The organism is Lysinibacillus sp. FSL P2-0066 (genome assembly GCF_037969495.1).
Classification (GTDB): Bacteria; Bacillota; Bacilli; order Bacillales_A; family Planococcaceae; genus Lysinibacillus; species Lysinibacillus boronitolerans.
Map to the genome: position 1 here is coordinate 4,453,839 of NZ_CP150202.1, position 14,130 is coordinate 4,467,968.

The 14,130-nt window shown below is 37.9% G+C and carries 15 protein-coding genes; 4 read left to right on the top strand and 11 right to left on the bottom strand.

The window, feature by feature from the left end; translation table 11 throughout:
* The first annotated feature begins 159 nt into the window (after nucleotides 1-159).
* Nucleotides 160-1,470 carry a globin-coupled sensor protein gene (locus MKZ14_RS22205; protein ID WP_309484754.1) on the top strand — a complete coding sequence of 437 codons (1,311 nt, stop codon included), beginning with the start codon at nucleotides 160-162 and terminating at the stop codon, nucleotides 1,468-1,470.
* A 33-nt stretch (nucleotides 1,471-1,503) separates the two neighbouring features.
* On the opposite strand, the gene MKZ14_RS22210 is transcribed toward MKZ14_RS22205, so the two are convergent.
* From MKZ14_RS22210 to MKZ14_RS22220, 3 genes are all read right to left on the bottom strand, one after another.
* A complete protein-coding gene (locus tag MKZ14_RS22210) occupies nucleotides 1,504-1,983 on the bottom strand; it encodes an acyl-CoA thioesterase (RefSeq protein ID WP_016992152.1) in 480 nt (159 codons plus the stop codon).
* A gap of 69 nt (nucleotides 1,984-2,052) precedes the next feature.
* Complete coding sequence (locus tag MKZ14_RS22215; protein WP_258859983.1) at nucleotides 2,053-3,480, bottom strand: aldehyde dehydrogenase family protein; 1,428 nt, start codon at nucleotides 3,478-3,480, stop codon at nucleotides 2,053-2,055.
* A 43-nt stretch (nucleotides 3,481-3,523) separates the two neighbouring features.
* Entirely contained in the window at nucleotides 3,524-4,492 is a 969-nt protein-coding gene (locus MKZ14_RS22220) for a DUF4003 domain-containing protein (protein WP_258859984.1), read from the bottom strand.
* Nucleotides 4,493-4,652: 160 nt separating this feature from the next.
* On the opposite strand from MKZ14_RS22220, the gene MKZ14_RS22225 reads away from it, so the two are divergent.
* On the top strand, nucleotides 4,653-4,778 hold the full coding sequence (locus MKZ14_RS22225) for a hypothetical protein (protein WP_016992155.1): 126 nt from the start codon (nucleotides 4,653-4,655) through the stop codon (nucleotides 4,776-4,778).
* A gap of 125 nt (nucleotides 4,779-4,903) precedes the next feature.
* On the opposite strand, the gene MKZ14_RS22230 is transcribed toward MKZ14_RS22225, so the two are convergent.
* Both MKZ14_RS22230 and adh read right to left on the bottom strand, forming a co-directional pair.
* On the bottom strand, nucleotides 4,904-5,263 hold the full coding sequence (locus tag MKZ14_RS22230; protein ID WP_016992156.1) for a DUF779 domain-containing protein: 360 nt from the start codon (nucleotides 5,261-5,263) through the stop codon (nucleotides 4,904-4,906).
* 21 nt (nucleotides 5,264-5,284) lie between these two features.
* The gene (gene adh / locus MKZ14_RS22235; RefSeq protein ID WP_333005971.1) at nucleotides 5,285-6,805 is read right to left on the bottom strand and encodes an aldehyde dehydrogenase; all 1,521 of its coding nucleotides are present in this window, start codon (nucleotides 6,803-6,805) and stop codon (nucleotides 5,285-5,287) included.
* A 241-nt stretch (nucleotides 6,806-7,046) separates the two neighbouring features.
* On the opposite strand from adh, the gene rluF reads away from it, so the two are divergent.
* Both rluF and MKZ14_RS22245 read left to right on the top strand, forming a co-directional pair.
* On the top strand, nucleotides 7,047-7,748 hold the full coding sequence (gene rluF / locus MKZ14_RS22240; protein ID WP_312124196.1) for a 23S rRNA pseudouridine(2604) synthase RluF: 702 nt from the start codon (nucleotides 7,047-7,049) through the stop codon (nucleotides 7,746-7,748).
* A gap of 27 nt (nucleotides 7,749-7,775) precedes the next feature.
* Nucleotides 7,776-8,495 (top strand): hypothetical protein, encoded by a 720-nt coding sequence (locus MKZ14_RS22245; RefSeq protein ID WP_258859985.1) that lies wholly within the window; start codon nucleotides 7,776-7,778, stop codon nucleotides 8,493-8,495.
* A gap of 42 nt (nucleotides 8,496-8,537) precedes the next feature.
* On the opposite strand, the gene MKZ14_RS22250 is transcribed toward MKZ14_RS22245, so the two are convergent.
* The 6 genes from MKZ14_RS22250 to MKZ14_RS22275 all read right to left on the bottom strand — a co-directional run bounded on the left by MKZ14_RS22250 (nucleotide 8,538) and on the right by MKZ14_RS22275 (nucleotide 13,825).
* Complete coding sequence (locus MKZ14_RS22250; RefSeq protein WP_036077792.1) at nucleotides 8,538-9,035, bottom strand: cupin domain-containing protein; 498 nt, start codon at nucleotides 9,033-9,035, stop codon at nucleotides 8,538-8,540.
* 113 nt (nucleotides 9,036-9,148) lie between these two features.
* Nucleotides 9,149-9,856, bottom strand: coding sequence for an ABC transporter ATP-binding protein (locus MKZ14_RS22255; protein ID WP_004233555.1), 708 nt, complete (start codon nucleotides 9,854-9,856; stop codon nucleotides 9,149-9,151).
* Nucleotides 9,856-10,635 carry an ABC transporter ATP-binding protein gene (locus MKZ14_RS22260; protein WP_016992162.1) on the bottom strand — a complete coding sequence of 260 codons (780 nt, stop codon included), beginning with the start codon at nucleotides 10,633-10,635 and terminating at the stop codon, nucleotides 9,856-9,858. Before MKZ14_RS22260 ends, MKZ14_RS22255 begins: the two co-directional genes overlap by 1 nt.
* The gene (locus MKZ14_RS22265) at nucleotides 10,635-11,570 is read right to left on the bottom strand and encodes a branched-chain amino acid ABC transporter permease (protein WP_016992163.1); all 936 of its coding nucleotides are present in this window, start codon (nucleotides 11,568-11,570) and stop codon (nucleotides 10,635-10,637) included. Before MKZ14_RS22265 ends, MKZ14_RS22260 begins: the two co-directional genes overlap by 1 nt.
* A 12-nt stretch (nucleotides 11,571-11,582) precedes the next feature.
* A complete protein-coding gene (locus tag MKZ14_RS22270) occupies nucleotides 11,583-12,458 on the bottom strand; it encodes a branched-chain amino acid ABC transporter permease (RefSeq protein ID WP_016992164.1) in 876 nt (291 codons plus the stop codon).
* 146 nt (nucleotides 12,459-12,604) lie between these two features.
* Nucleotides 12,605-13,825 carry an ABC transporter substrate-binding protein gene (locus MKZ14_RS22275; RefSeq protein WP_004233542.1) on the bottom strand — a complete coding sequence of 407 codons (1,221 nt, stop codon included), beginning with the start codon at nucleotides 13,823-13,825 and terminating at the stop codon, nucleotides 12,605-12,607.
* Nucleotides 13,826-14,130: the final 305 nt, after the last annotated feature.

Below are 14,130 nucleotides of genomic sequence, written 5' to 3' on the forward strand. Positions count from 1 at the left end.
AAAAATAAAGAAATAACCAATTTTTTAACCAAATATTCAGCAAATAATAGTAAAATAGATTTAAGCCCATTTATTTATTAAATTTACAAACCTAACAAATTTCAAAAGTGCTTATTTACTTACAATTTACAATGGATATTAAGAATGGAGCAAATAATAATGAGTTGGTTTTCAAAAAATAGTAGTTCTAGCTACTCAATTACATTAACACCAGAAAATTTTAAGAGCAGTGTACAACTAGATGTATTGAACCACCCCAATCTTCAAAAACAATTACAACTTTTAAATTTAACACTTGAGGATTTAGCTATTATTAAGCAACTACAGCCCTTAGCTAAAGACTTAATTCCTGAAATGGTGGAGAAATTTTATGCAGCCATTAGTTTGAGCCAAGATTTACTTGATATTATTAATAGAACATCACATATTGATCGTTTGAAAATCACGTTACATAAACATTTAAGCGACATTTTTGAAAGTCATATTAATGATGCCTACATTGCTGAACGAAAAGCCATTGCTGAGGCTCACGTTCGAATTGGCTTGCAGTCAAAGTGGTATATTGCCTCATTCCAATCACTCACTACTACTTTTGCAAACTTTGTGAACGAAGTGGATATTTCTAAAACAGATGCTATTCGTGCTATAAACGCTTTTTGTAAAATCATTAATTTTGAGCAACAGCTGGTGATTGAGGCCTATGAAAAAGAGGAAGAGCGTATTCGCTCAGCAGCAGATGCAACAAAAAATTCCCTTGTCACGACGATCCAAAGTACTGCTGAGGAGCTTAATGCCATTAGTGAAGAAACAGCCGCATCATTATTAGTGATCTCCTCACAAACAGATGATATTGCTGTAGCGACTAAGCAAGGATTGAGCTTCGTAGCAGATACACAAGAAAAATCAAGACGTGGTCAACAGCAGTTGAAAGAACAAAATGATTTAATCCAAGTTATTTTGCAAAGTGTCAACGGTCTTGAGGTAACGATGAACCAACTACGTACCTCTTCTCAAAAAATTTCTGAAATCGTTGGGCTAGTTACAGGCATTGCAGATCAAACCAATTTATTAGCATTAAATGCTTCTATTGAGGCAGCACGAGCAGGAGAACATGGGAAAGGTTTTGCGGTGGTTGCTGAGGAAGTTCGTAAACTCGCTGAGGAAACAAAAAACGCCGTCCAAAATGTTTCTCATCTTATTAAGGAAACGGAAAGTAATATTACGACTATGGCTAATTCAGTTATCAATGTTGATCAAAAAATTCAGCATAGCGTCAATACACAAGAAAGTTTATCCAAGTCATTTAATGATATTGCTGATGCAGTTTCTGGTATTCAACAGCAATATGTAAATACATCAAGAGATATTTCAGCCATTTCCAATTTAATTACTGAATTATCGCAGGGCGCTACGCTAGTATCTTCGTCTTCCGACTCGCTCATTAATGTTGTTAATGAGTTAAATATGTAAAAAAAGGGAACTCGTTTAGAGTTCCCTTTTTCCTTAATGCGGCAATGCACGTTTTTGTTTACGGTGCTCTCGTCTTGCTGGCCCAGTTTCAAATAAACGCTTTTCTTCATCTGTTTCAGGGTAAATCGCAGGAACTGGTACTGGTTTCCCTTCCTCATTTACTGCAACCATCGTGACAAATGATTCTGTCGTTAATTTTTCCTCGCCAGTCTCAATATTGCGCGAAACAACGCGAACATAAACCTCCATCGAAGAACGTCCTGTAGACGAAACAATACTCTCGATTTCAAGAATATCTCCTACATGTGCAGCGGATAAAAAATCAACCGAGTCAATAGAAGCTGTCACTACAAGGCCTTTTGCATGTTTCATTGCTGTAATAGCAGCGATTTCATCAATATAAGCTAACACTCTTCCACCGAAAATAGAATTGTGATTATTTGTGTCTGGGGGTAATACGAGACGCGATTGAACCGTACGTGATTGGCTCATTGGTACAGCGTTGTTTGGCATAATTCTTGCAACTTCCCTTCTCATGTTGTTCTTTCGTCATCGTATCGCAGAAAAAGAGCTGATGCAAATTTAGAACGATTTTTTCATCGAAATAAATTTCATGTCAGTCATTTCCTCTAGAGCCCACTTAATTCCTTCACGTCCGTAACCACTCATCTTTACTCCACCATATGGCATGTTATCTACTCGGAATGTCGGAATGTCATTAATAATGACAGCACCAGCCTGTAATTCATCTGCTGCATATAAAGCATCTGACAGTATATTCGTGTAAATACCTGCATTTAGACCAAGGTCCGACTCGTTTACAAGTCGAATTGCGTCGTCTAATGTTTCATATGAAACAATTGAGACGATTGGTGCGAATGTTTCCTGACAGACAATTTTCATATCAGCTGTCACATTCGTCATAACTGTTGGTGTTAAAGTACGTTCAGTAAATACGCCTCCAGTTGCAATTTTAGCCCCCTGTTCCTGTGCCTCCTCAATCCATTCCTTGATGCGTTCCACTTCGTTTGGATTAATCATGGCACTGACATCCGTAGTTTTATCTAATGGATCTCCTACTATAAGCTTTTCTGTTTCTGCAACAAAGGCTTTAGTAAATTCATCAATAATGGAAGAATGCACATAAATACGTTGTAATGAAATGCATACTTGTCCAGCAAAGTTAAAAGCCCCGCTTACACAACGATTGATAATTTTATTTATTGGCGTAGAGGGTTCGACAATTACCGCTGCATTAGAACCTAGCTCTAAAGTAACTTTACGTAAACCTATTTTTTCTTTAATTTTCAAACCAACTTTACCACTACCTGTAAACGTTACTTTTTTGACGTATGGATGTGTGACAAGTGTATCACTAAGCTCGCCTCCACTGCCTGTCACAATTTGCAATGCCCCATCTGGTAATCCTGCCTCACGGAAAATTTCAGCCATAACGATAGCACTTAGTGGCGTTTGTGTTGCTGGCTTTAATACAACTGTATTGCCTACTGCAAATGCTGGACCTAACTTGTGAGCCACTAAATTGAATGGAAAATTAAATGGCGTAATGGCTGATACCACACCTAAAGGTTCTCTTTTTGTCCAGCCTATTCGATCCCCTGCTCCAGGGGCTGCATCCATTGGCACAGTCTCACCTTTTGACTGTTTAGCTCCCTCTGCTGCAAATTGATAGGTGGCGATTGTACGGTCAATTTCAGCTAAACCTGCAACTATAGGTTTTCCAGCCTCTAAGGCTAAAATCTCTGCAAGTTCTTCTTTTCGTTGGCGCATCTTATCAACAACTTTATATAATATTTCGGCACGTTCGTAGGCTGTTGTCTTTTTAAACGATTGGAATGCCTGCTGTGCACCTTCGATAGCTTTCTCTACATCTTGAATAGATGCTTTAGCTACATGAGCAATAACCTCACCGTTATATGGAGAAGCTAGCTCATAGCTTTCCTCTGCATCATGCCACTGGCCATTAATCCACAGTTTTGTTTCCTTCATCCTTCAAATGCACCTCCAAATAATCATGTTCTTCTTTATTCTATCACGAAGAACTTGAACTAGACGCAATGGTAGCTGCACTAACCGCTGCAATCATTGCTGCTTGCTGCGCTTGAATTAATAGCTCAATAGAAGACATAATGGTCATGGACAAAGACTTTTGCACCTTTGCCATATCATAAATAGCGATTTGTACAGCCATAAAGAGCACAAATTCACGATGCCATTTTAATAACTTCATGTCTTTTAATTCATGGTATAAATCAATCAATCCTTGAAGTTGTGTTTTATTCAGATTAAGTATTGCTAAAAAGCCAAGTAAAGGATAATGCATAGCCTTGACTTTAACGCTCTGCTTTTTGAGCACATCACGAAGGGTCACAACATCTGATACTAGCTGACCATCAAATTGGGGTGAAAAAAATGTTAATACCTGCGAAAGCCATTGGAGCTCATTACCAGCATTAAAATTATATGTTCGTAGCTCTTTATAGTATCGATTCATGGTAGCTGCACGCATTTCAACATCATCAGATGGACTACTTAATAATATGGCATAAGGAATGTCCTCATATGAGGTTAAAAATGGGTGATGTTTACGTATAGCATCGAATAAGGCCCTAGCCGCCTGTGCATGCGCCTTTTTATCCTGTTCATCCTCCGTCAAAAACTGCGCCCCGATATAGCTAAAATTACCACTTCTAAATTTAACCTCCTTCAAGATGCTCACATTTGTAAGTAAATTCTTTACTGCATTTTCAGCATCATCTTGCTCCATGAGGTTGGCAGCAATACTATATCCAACTGTTGTTCGTAAAGGAGACATCCATGTAGATTGCTTCTTCATCTCTTGTAAAACATTTTTATACTTCGTTGCATCAAAAGTTTTTCCTGACGCTACAAATGTACTAGCAATAGCTAATACAATTTTACGGTCCACCGTCCAGCCTGCAGCCTTAGAAACATCCTCTACTATATTTGCAAATTCATTTTCAATCATCACATAATCCATATTAAATCCCACTCCTTTACCCGTTTTACGTAACATAATGTGAGAAAGATTCACCCTCTTTGTAACAATTAACATAAAAAGTAAACATAATTTAATGTATGTTACTTACTTTATTTGATTTAATAGAAAATATTAACAACCTACAAAGGAGGTATGGCCGATGTTAGCAAAAACCACAAAGAAACTATTATTTACCATGACTTTAAAGGATCGATTAAATCTATTCCTTTACCTAAGAAATTCATCCAATAATATCGCTTTACATACTCTTTTCCATAAAAATTAATATCGAAACACTTGAACACTCAAAATAAATATTCATCACTAAAGCCTTACTTTCCATACAATAACTTTTCTGTTTCCAGATAAAAAACAGCGGCAGAAAAACTTTGCCGCTGTACAAATCACTTGTTAAATTAACCCTAGCTCTTGCAGTTCTTCAGATGTGAAGGCTCTTGACCTTGTTAGAAAACGTTTGCCTTCTACGCCCTCGAGTGAAAACATGCCGCCTCTGCCATCCACCACATCCAATATAATTTGTGTATGTTTCCAGTAATCATATTGATTTTTGTGCATATAGAAAGGAGCATCACCCACTTCACCAAGGCACACATCCTGATCTCCTATTAACAAATCCCCTTCTGGATAACACATCGGTGAGGAGCCATCACAGCATCCGCCTGATTGATGAAACATAACGGGCCCATGTTTCTCTTTTAATAGATCGATTAGTGCTAGCGCTTCTTCCGTAGCTAATACACGTTCAACCACGCTCATGCACCTCCCTACGAATTAGAAGAAACCAAGTTTGTTTTCGCTATAGCTAACTAATAAGTTCTTCGTTTGTTGGTAATGCGCTAACATCATTTTATGATTTTCACGACCAACACCCGACATTTTGTAGCCACCGAATGCAGCATGTGCAGGATATGCGTGGTAACAGTTTGTCCAAACACGACCAGCTTGAATTTCACGACCGAAGCGATATGCCGTATTAATATCTCTCGTCCAAACACCTGATCCTAAACCATATAATGTATCATTAGCAATTTCTAATGCTTCCTCTTTCGTTTTAAATGTTGTGACAGCAACAACTGGTCCGAAAATTTCTTCTTGGAATATACGCATTTTATTATGCCCTTTGAAAACAGTTGGTTTAATGTAGTAGCCATTTTCGAAGCCTTCACCCACATTATTTTTGTCTCCTCCAATTAGACATTCTGCACCTTCTTGCTTACCAATATCTAAATAAGAAAGAATTTTTTCCATTTGCTCACTAGATGCCTGTGCACCCATCATTGTGTTTGGATCAAGTGGGTTGCCAACTTTAATGGCTTCTACTCGCTGTAATACGCGCTCCATAAATTTATCGTAAATAGATTCTTGGATCAGTGCACGTGAAGGACAAGTACATACTTCCCCTTGATTTAGAGCGAATAGCACAAAGCCCTCAACAGCTTTATCTAAAAAGGCATCATCTTTATCCATAATATCTTCAAAGAAGATGTTTGGCGACTTACCACCCAGTTCTAATGTTACTGGAATAAGGTTTTGAGAAGCGTATTGCATAATTAAACGCCCTGTTGTTGTCTCACCTGTAAAGGCAATCTTACCTATGCGTGGATTTGATGCAAGCGGTTTCCCTGCTTCTAAGCCAAATCCATTCACAACATTAATGACACCTGGTGGTAGTAAGTCTTCTATTAATTCTAAAAGCACCATAATAGATGCTGGTGTTTGTTCTGCAGGTTTTAATACGACACAGTTTCCAGCTGCAAGTGCCGGCGCAAGCTTCCATACAGCCATTAATAATGGGAAGTTCCAAGGTATAATTTGGCCAACTACGCCAATTGGCTCGTGGAAATGATAAGCAACTGTATCGTTATCAATTTGGCTTACTGAGCCCTCTTGAGCACGTAATACCCCAGCAAAATAACGAAAATGATCAATTGCAAGAGGGATGTCTGCATTTAATGTTTCGCGTACCGCTTTACCGTTATCCCATGTTTCAGCAACGGCTAGCTTTTCTAAATTTTGCTCAATACGGTCCGCAATTTTAAGTAAAATGTTTGCGCGTTCTGCTGGTGATGTCTTGCCCCATGCATCCTTAGCAGCATGCGCCGCATCTAATGCATGTTCAATATCCTCAGCTGTGGAACGTGCTACTTGTGTAAAAACTTGTCCAGTAACAGGAGTAACGTTATCAAAATACTGACCCTTCACTGGGGGTGTCCATTCGCCACCGATATAATTATCGTATCTCTCTTTGAATTGAACTACCGATCCTTCAGTGTTTGGAAATGCATAAACCATTTTACTTCTCCCCTTTACACAATTTAATGAGAACTATCTACAAAAAACGTTATTTTATATCGGAATAACAATATTTTCATAGAAACCCTCTCACCTAATATATTGTCAGAAACATAAAATAATTTCAACTTTTTCAAAAATTTTTCCAACTAATTTATTTTTGCTAGAAAAGCTTCTAGCATTCACTGTATGTGTGACGTTAAGGTATACTTAAAAATAATATAAAATATAGGAGAACAATATGCGTATTAATAAATATTTAAGTGAAACAGGCATCATATCTCGTCGTGGGGCTGATAAATGGATAGCAGAAGGGAAGGTAACGATTAACGGGGAACTGGCTACAGTTGGTAGTCAGGTTGAAACAGGAGACATTGTTTGCGTGGATGGAAAAGAGGTAAAGAAAGAACAACAGCTTGTTTACATTGCTCTGAATAAACCTGTTGGGATTACAAGTACAACAGAACGTCATATAAAAGGCAATGTCGTTGATTTTGTCAATCATCCTTTGCGTATTTTTCATATCGGGCGTCTTGATAAGGAATCAGAGGGGCTATTGTTGTTAACGAATGATGGTGATATCGTCAATAAAATTCTACGTGCTGAAAATCATCATGAAAAAGAATACATTGTTCAAGTTGATAAGCCTATAACTGCGCAATTCATCCAAAAAATGGGGGCTGGGGTCGATATTTTAGATACAACAACTTTACCATGTCGTGTGGAAAAGATTTCAGATAAAGTATTTAAAATCATTTTAGAGCAAGGCTTAAACCGCCAAATTCGTCGAATGTGTACTGCACTAGGATATTCCGTTAAGCGTCTTCAACGTATTCGAATTATGAATATTAAGCTTGGTAATTTAAAGGTAGGGCAATGGCGTGATTTAACAGAGAAGGAACGAACAGAACTATTCAAACTACTCAATTACACACCAAAATAAACACATTTAAGGGGAGGGGCGAGGACTATGATATCCATTCAAAGCACAGAACAACTAACAGGGGTAAGAATTAGCGCGGATTATTGGGATTTAGATGAACTAATTAATGCTATTTATAAAGTAACTGGTGACGAAAATAAATACTATGATTATCAGGGTCCTCGACTACGTATTTTAAGCGTTTGCTATAAACTAAGACATGCTATGCTCGGTGAACATCACCTAGAGTTTGTTAGTAATGGACTTAATAAGAGTGTTCTAACACAACATGAGCTCATCTTTCCAAGTAAGAATGTCTATTTTTCAACAGAAATTCTTTGGCCAGAAATTATCTTTAGTGCCATCGCATTAAATGATTTTATTGACCTGCACCAAAAGTTAAACAATGCTTCTATGTGGAATCATGAAATAGCTATTATACGCAAATTTCAAGCGGCTATTGCTGAATGTCTAGAGCAAGAGGTAAGTGAAGAAGATTATGCTGTGTTTTTAAGAATGTTACATGCTAAAAATCCCTTAACTTTCCGTTTTGCAACCCAGTACGTGGATGTTCTAAATCTAGAATATATCGAATTAAGTAAAGAGGAACGTCAGGCTCATTTAGCGGCATTTGCTGTGAGATTAATGGTAGAGGACCATGAATATGTAGCTTTAAAATCCCACCTGATGGAAGCAGCTATAGCAACAAAACAAGCATTACATGATATTCAAATTCAACTAAATTATCCTGAAGAAATATTCTGGTGAACAAACCATGCCGTCTCAACATAATTGAGACGGCTGTTTTTTCTATTCTATTGTTTTGTAGGCCATTTTACGAATAACTTCCTCGTGCTGAGGATAATCTGCTAAAAGCTCTTCCTGTGTGAACAATTCAAAATCCTCAAAGTCAAAGCCTGGCGCCACCATACATCCTACTAAACTAAACGAATCAGATTCCTCCACCGACGAGCCGAAAATTGTATGCTTTGGTACTGCGATTTGAGGGACCTCCCCTGCTTCTACATTCAAGCCAAGCTTCTTCGCTTCATATGTCCCATCTGGGAAAATCATATGCACTGTTAGTGGGCTTCCTGCGTGATAATACCATAGCTCGTCCGATTGTAAACGATGTAAATGTGAAATATCCTGTGAGCGCAGGAGGAAATATATACTAGTATAAATCGGTCTCTGTACATCTCTCACTGCTATATCGTCCGATGCACGAAACGATGAAATGTAATAGCCCCCTTCAGGATGTTCGGCTAACTTTAAATGTTCAATAAAATATTGTGCTGAATACTTCAAAAAGCATCACTCCTTTTTTCAACCTTACCAAAAAGTAAAGTGGAAATGCTACCTCTGATTCTTTCAACATACAAGCCAAAAAGGACATCTCAACATGAGATGTCCTACCATTTTTATAATCCGCCTAAATAAGCTGCCTTTACTTGCTCGCTCTCTTGTAGCTCTTTTGCTGAACCAGATAAAACAATACGCCCTGTTTCAAGTACATATGCACGGTTAGCGACAGATAATGCCATATTAGCATTTTGCTCTACAAGTAAGACGGTTGTTCCTTCTTTATTAACCTGCTCAATAATATTAAAGATATTTTTTACCATCAACGGTGCAAGACCCATTGAAGGTTCATCCATTAATAATAGTTTTGGTTTTGCCATTAAGGCGCGTCCCATCGCCAGCATCTGCTGTTCCCCACCAGACAATGTACCTGACTGCTGTTTTCGGCGCTCTAATAATCGTGGAAATAACTCGAAAACATGATCCATATCTTTTTTAATACCTGCTTTGTCATTTCGCAGATATGCACCAAGCTCTAAGTTTTCCTCAACTGACATATTGGCAAAAACACGGCGTCCTTCTGGAACGTGAGAAATCCCTGATTTAACAATAGTCTGTGCCGCTTTCCCAGCTATCGAAAAGCCTTCATATTCAATAATGCCACCTTTTGGCTTCAATAAACCTGATAATGTCTTTAAGAGCGTGCTCTTTCCAGCACCGTTTGCACCGATTAACGTTACAATCTCACCCTCGTTTACTTCTAAAGAGAGGCCCTTTAATGCTTGGATGTTGCCATAATAAACATCGATATTTTGTACTTTTAGCATTAGCCGATAACCTCCTCACCAAGGTACGCTTCTATTACCTTTGGATTGTTGCGAATTTCTTCTGGTGTCCCATCAGCGATTAATTGTCCATGATCAAGTACGTAAATACGTTCACAAATACCCATAACTAAGCTCATATCATGCTCAATCAGCAATATTGTTAAGCCGAACTCTTTACGAATAAATGCAATTAACTCCATTAAATCATGAGTTTCTTGTGGGTTCATCCCTGCTGCTGGTTCATCCAATAAAAGTAGTTTGGGATTTGCCGCTAACGCACGAGCAATCTCTAAACGACGCTGCATCCCGTAGGGCAAATTCTTTGCTAGCTCATCTTTATAAACATCTAAGCCAAAGATTTTTAAGAACTCAATTGACTGTTGCTCCATTTCAGCCTCACCTTTGAAATGAGTAGGCAAACGAAAAATAGAAGACCACATAGAATGCTTAGCAAGAGAATGGTTGGCTACCTTAACATTGTCTAGTACAGACAGCTCTTTAAATAAGCGAATATTTTGGAACGTACGGCTGATCCCCTTCTGGGTAACCTGATAGGGAGCAAGTCCATTCAATTTCATACCATTAAAAGTAATTGTACCTTCCGTTGGTGTATATACCCCTGTTAACATATTAAAGCTAGTTGTTTTCCCAGCACCGTTTGGCCCAATAAGTCCTACCAATTCGCCTTGGTTAAGGTACATATTAACGCCCTGAACTGCCTTTAAACCACCGAATTGAATACCCATATTTTCAACATTGATAAGAAGGTTTCCAGTCATTATTTAGTACCTCCCTTTTTACCAAACTTAAATAATTGTGTTATCTCTTTCGTTCCCATTAAGCCTGTTGGACGATAGAGCATCACGATAATTAATACTAAACTGTAAATAATCATACGTGTTTCTGGGAAGTTTGCTAGATAAGTAGACACGACTGTTAAGAAAATCGCAGCAATCACTGAACCAGAAAGACTTCCCAAACCACCAAGTACAACGTAAATTAAAATATCAAATGATTTTAAGAAACCGAATGTTGTCGGTTGAATAATGTAAAAGTTATGTGCAAAAATGGCTCCTGCTAGACCTGCGAAGAAAGACCCAATCGCAAATGCAACAACTTTATAGTAAGTCGTGTTAATACCCATCGCATCTGCTGCTATTTCATCTTCTCGAATGGAAATACAAGCACGCCCATGACGAGAATTTGTAAAGTTTGAGATAACTAGAATCGTTAACACTACGCCAAAGAATGCGTATGTCCAGTTCGATAAATATTTAACCTGCATCCCTGCTGCGCCACCAACATAATCCGTATTTAAAAAGATAATACGAATGATCTCTGCAAATCCTAGTGTAGCAATTGCTAAGTAATCCCCTTTTAACCGAAGCGTTGGAATCCCTACGATTAAACCAGCAACTGCTGCTGCTACAGCCCCTAATAGGATGGCCAATGGGAATGGTAACATTAACTTTGTTGTAATAATAGCGGATACATATGCTCCAACTGCAAGGAACCCAGCATGTCCAATCGAGAATTGTCCAGTAACACCAATAACAATATGCAAGCTGACAGCCAGCATAATATTAATACACATTGTGATCAACATATTTTTATAGTACAAATCAATTACTTCTGTTGTAATCAACAATTGTACAACTGCATAGATGACTAGCGCTATTACGGCATAGCCCCAGAAAACTTTAGACTTTTTCATAAAACCGCTCACCTACACTTTCTCACGGGCGTTTTTACCAAAGATACCCGATGGTCTGAAGATTAAGATTAAAATTAAAATAACGAATGCCGCTGCATCACGCCATAACGAGAAGCCAAGTGCACTTACTAAGGACTCTACAACACCTAGTAACATACCACCAACCATAGCGCCAGGGATGATACCAATACCACCAAGAACGGCTGCGATAAATGCTTTAACCCCAGGAATAACACCCATTAGCGGGTCAATTTTTGTATAATAAACACCGAAGATAACACCTGCTGCACCAGCTAAAGCTGAACCAATCGCAAACGTTGCAGAAATTGTATTGTCAACGTTAATACCCATTAAGCGAGCTGCATCTGCATCGTGGGAAACTGCACGCATCGCTTTACCGATCTTTGTTTTATGTACGATGAATTGTAAAAGAATCATCAGTACAACTGCGACTGATAAAATTAAGATGGAAGTACTGCTGATTTGAACGCCAAAAATATCTAGTGATTTATTTTTGAAAACCTCAGGATATGCTGCTGGTTGAGCACCTCTGAAGAAAATCGTTGTATATTCAATTAATAGCGATACACCAATCGCTGTAATTAAAGCTGCGATACGTGTAGCATTTCGTAAACGTTTATAGGCAATACGTTCAATTAATACACCAAAGATTGCACAAACTAACATCGCCAATAATAATGCTGGGAAGAAGCCAAGCTCCCATTTAGCAATAGCGTAAAAGCCAATAAATGACCCAATCATGAAGACATCACCATGAGCAAAGTTAATCAGCTTGATAATACCGTATACCATCGTATACCCTAACGCTATTAACGCGTAGATACTTCCAAGTGAAATACCATTCACAAGTTGCTGTATCCATTCCATGCGCATTCACTCCTTTAAATTTTCTGAAAATTGAAAAATAAATACATAGATCTATACTAAAAGTTATGTTTTGCTCTATGATTCTAGTTATCTAGCACACAAAAAAGGAAGGCGTGTTTACCCGCCTCCCCCTTGCTTACAAAACATTAAGGATTAACTTTAGAGTTGAACACTTGTTTACCGTCTTTAAATTCAAGAACTGTTGCTGTTTTAATTGGGTTATGATTTTCGTCAACTGAGAAAGTACCTGTTACTAAAGAAAGATCTTTTGTTGCAGCTAATTCATTTTTAATTGCTTCCCCATCTGTAGAGCCTGCACGTTTAATCGCATCTGCAATGTAGTAAATTGTGTCATAACCAAGTGCGTTGAATGCGTCAGGCGCTTTGTCACCATTTGCAGCTTTAAATGCCTTTACAAAATCTTGAATTTTTTGATCTGGGTCTTCAGCAGAATAGTGGTTTGTGATGTATGTGTTATTCAATGCATCCGCGCCAGCTAGTTCGATTAAAGTTGGAGAGTCCCAACCGTCAGCCCCCATTAGAGGTACATCAATGCCCATTTCACGTGCTTGTTTAACAATCAAACCAACTTCTTCATAATATCCAGGGATAAAGATAAAGTCTGGATTTGCCGCTTTAATATTTGTTAATTGTGTACGGAAGTCTGTATCCTTCGCTACATAAGCTTCTTCTTTTACAACTTTTCCGCCACTCTTCGTAATCGTTTCTTTAAAGGATTTTGCTAAACCTTTTGCATAGTCTGATGCATTATCTGCGAAAATAGCTACATTTTTCGCATCTAGCTCACCTGAAGCAAAGTTAGCTGCTACAATTCCTTGGAATGGGTCAATAAAGCATGTACGGAAAGCATATTCATTAACACTGCCATCCTCGTTTACTGTGATATTCGGTGCTGTACCAGATCCAGTAACAATAGGAATTTTATTATCATTTGCAATTTGAACAGTTGCTACTGTATTACCTGAAGTTGCAGGTGCTAGCATTGCTACTACTTTATCCTGCGTTGCTAGTTTAATAGCAGCTGAAGTTGCTTCAGAGTTCTCTGATTTATTATCTACTTTAATCAATTCAATTTTCTTACCATCAATACCGCCGGCGTCATTAATTTCTTTTACAGCCAGTTCTGCACCTAGCCCAATAGAGGAACCATAAGATGCTACATTCCCTGAAAGCTCTAAGTTGGCACCGATTTTAATTGTATCGCCATCAGATGAACCTCCGCCTGATGATGAGCCTCCGCCAGAACTTGAATCGTCTCCGTTACCGCAACCAGCAAGAACACCAGCAAGTAATGAAGATGCTACTAAAAGTGAACCGAACTTCTTAAGCTTTTTGCTCTCTCTCATAATTAAATTCCCCCTGAAAATTTCTCAAATATTAGATATTTCTGATAATTATAAACAATTAAATTCATTTACTCAATAGCCAAAATAATTATTTATAACTATCTAAAAACAAAACAAAAATATTATTCATATAAGCCTTTTTCATTGTAAAACATTCTTTATATTTAGTCTAGAGTGATTTTTCAGTATAATTAGTTATTTATGAATTATCTTTTAATTCAAACTATACACTAGTACAAAACTATCAGATGAAATTATTTTTTCACAATAAAGTCTAATTACTTTAAAGAACTCCCAACTATTAA

Excerpts from the sequence above, each read along its gene's own strand:
- MKZ14_RS22205 (WP_309484754.1), top strand. The coding sequence starts at position 160 with ATGAGTTGGTTTTCAAAAAATAGTAGTTCTAGCTACTCAATTACATTA.
- MKZ14_RS22210 (WP_016992152.1), bottom strand. The coding sequence starts at position 1,983 with ATGCCAAACAACGCTGTACCAATGAGCCAATCACGTACGGTTCAATCG.
- MKZ14_RS22215 (WP_258859983.1), bottom strand. The coding sequence starts at position 3,480 with ATGAAGGAAACAAAACTGTGGATTAATGGCCAGTGGCATGATGCAGAG.
- MKZ14_RS22220 (WP_258859984.1), bottom strand. The coding sequence starts at position 4,492 with ATGGATTATGTGATGATTGAAAATGAATTTGCAAATATAGTAGAGGAT.
- MKZ14_RS22225 (WP_016992155.1), top strand. The coding sequence starts at position 4,653 with ATGTTAGCAAAAACCACAAAGAAACTATTATTTACCATGACTTTAAAG.
- adh (WP_333005971.1), bottom strand. The coding sequence starts at position 6,805 with ATGGTTTATGCATTTCCAAACACTGAAGGATCGGTAGTTCAATTCAAA.
- rluF (WP_312124196.1), top strand. The coding sequence starts at position 7,047 with ATGCGTATTAATAAATATTTAAGTGAAACAGGCATCATATCTCGTCGT.
- MKZ14_RS22245 (WP_258859985.1), top strand. The coding sequence starts at position 7,776 with ATGATATCCATTCAAAGCACAGAACAACTAACAGGGGTAAGAATTAGC.
- MKZ14_RS22255 (WP_004233555.1), bottom strand. The coding sequence starts at position 9,856 with ATGCTAAAAGTACAAAATATCGATGTTTATTATGGCAACATCCAAGCA.
- MKZ14_RS22260 (WP_016992162.1), bottom strand. The coding sequence starts at position 10,635 with ATGACTGGAAACCTTCTTATCAATGTTGAAAATATGGGTATTCAATTC.
- MKZ14_RS22265 (WP_016992163.1), bottom strand. The coding sequence starts at position 11,570 with ATGAAAAAGTCTAAAGTTTTCTGGGGCTATGCCGTAATAGCGCTAGTC.
- MKZ14_RS22270 (WP_016992164.1), bottom strand. The coding sequence starts at position 12,458 with ATGGAATGGATACAGCAACTTGTGAATGGTATTTCACTTGGAAGTATC.
- MKZ14_RS22275 (WP_004233542.1), bottom strand. The coding sequence starts at position 13,825 with ATGAGAGAGAGCAAAAAGCTTAAGAAGTTCGGTTCACTTTTAGTAGCA.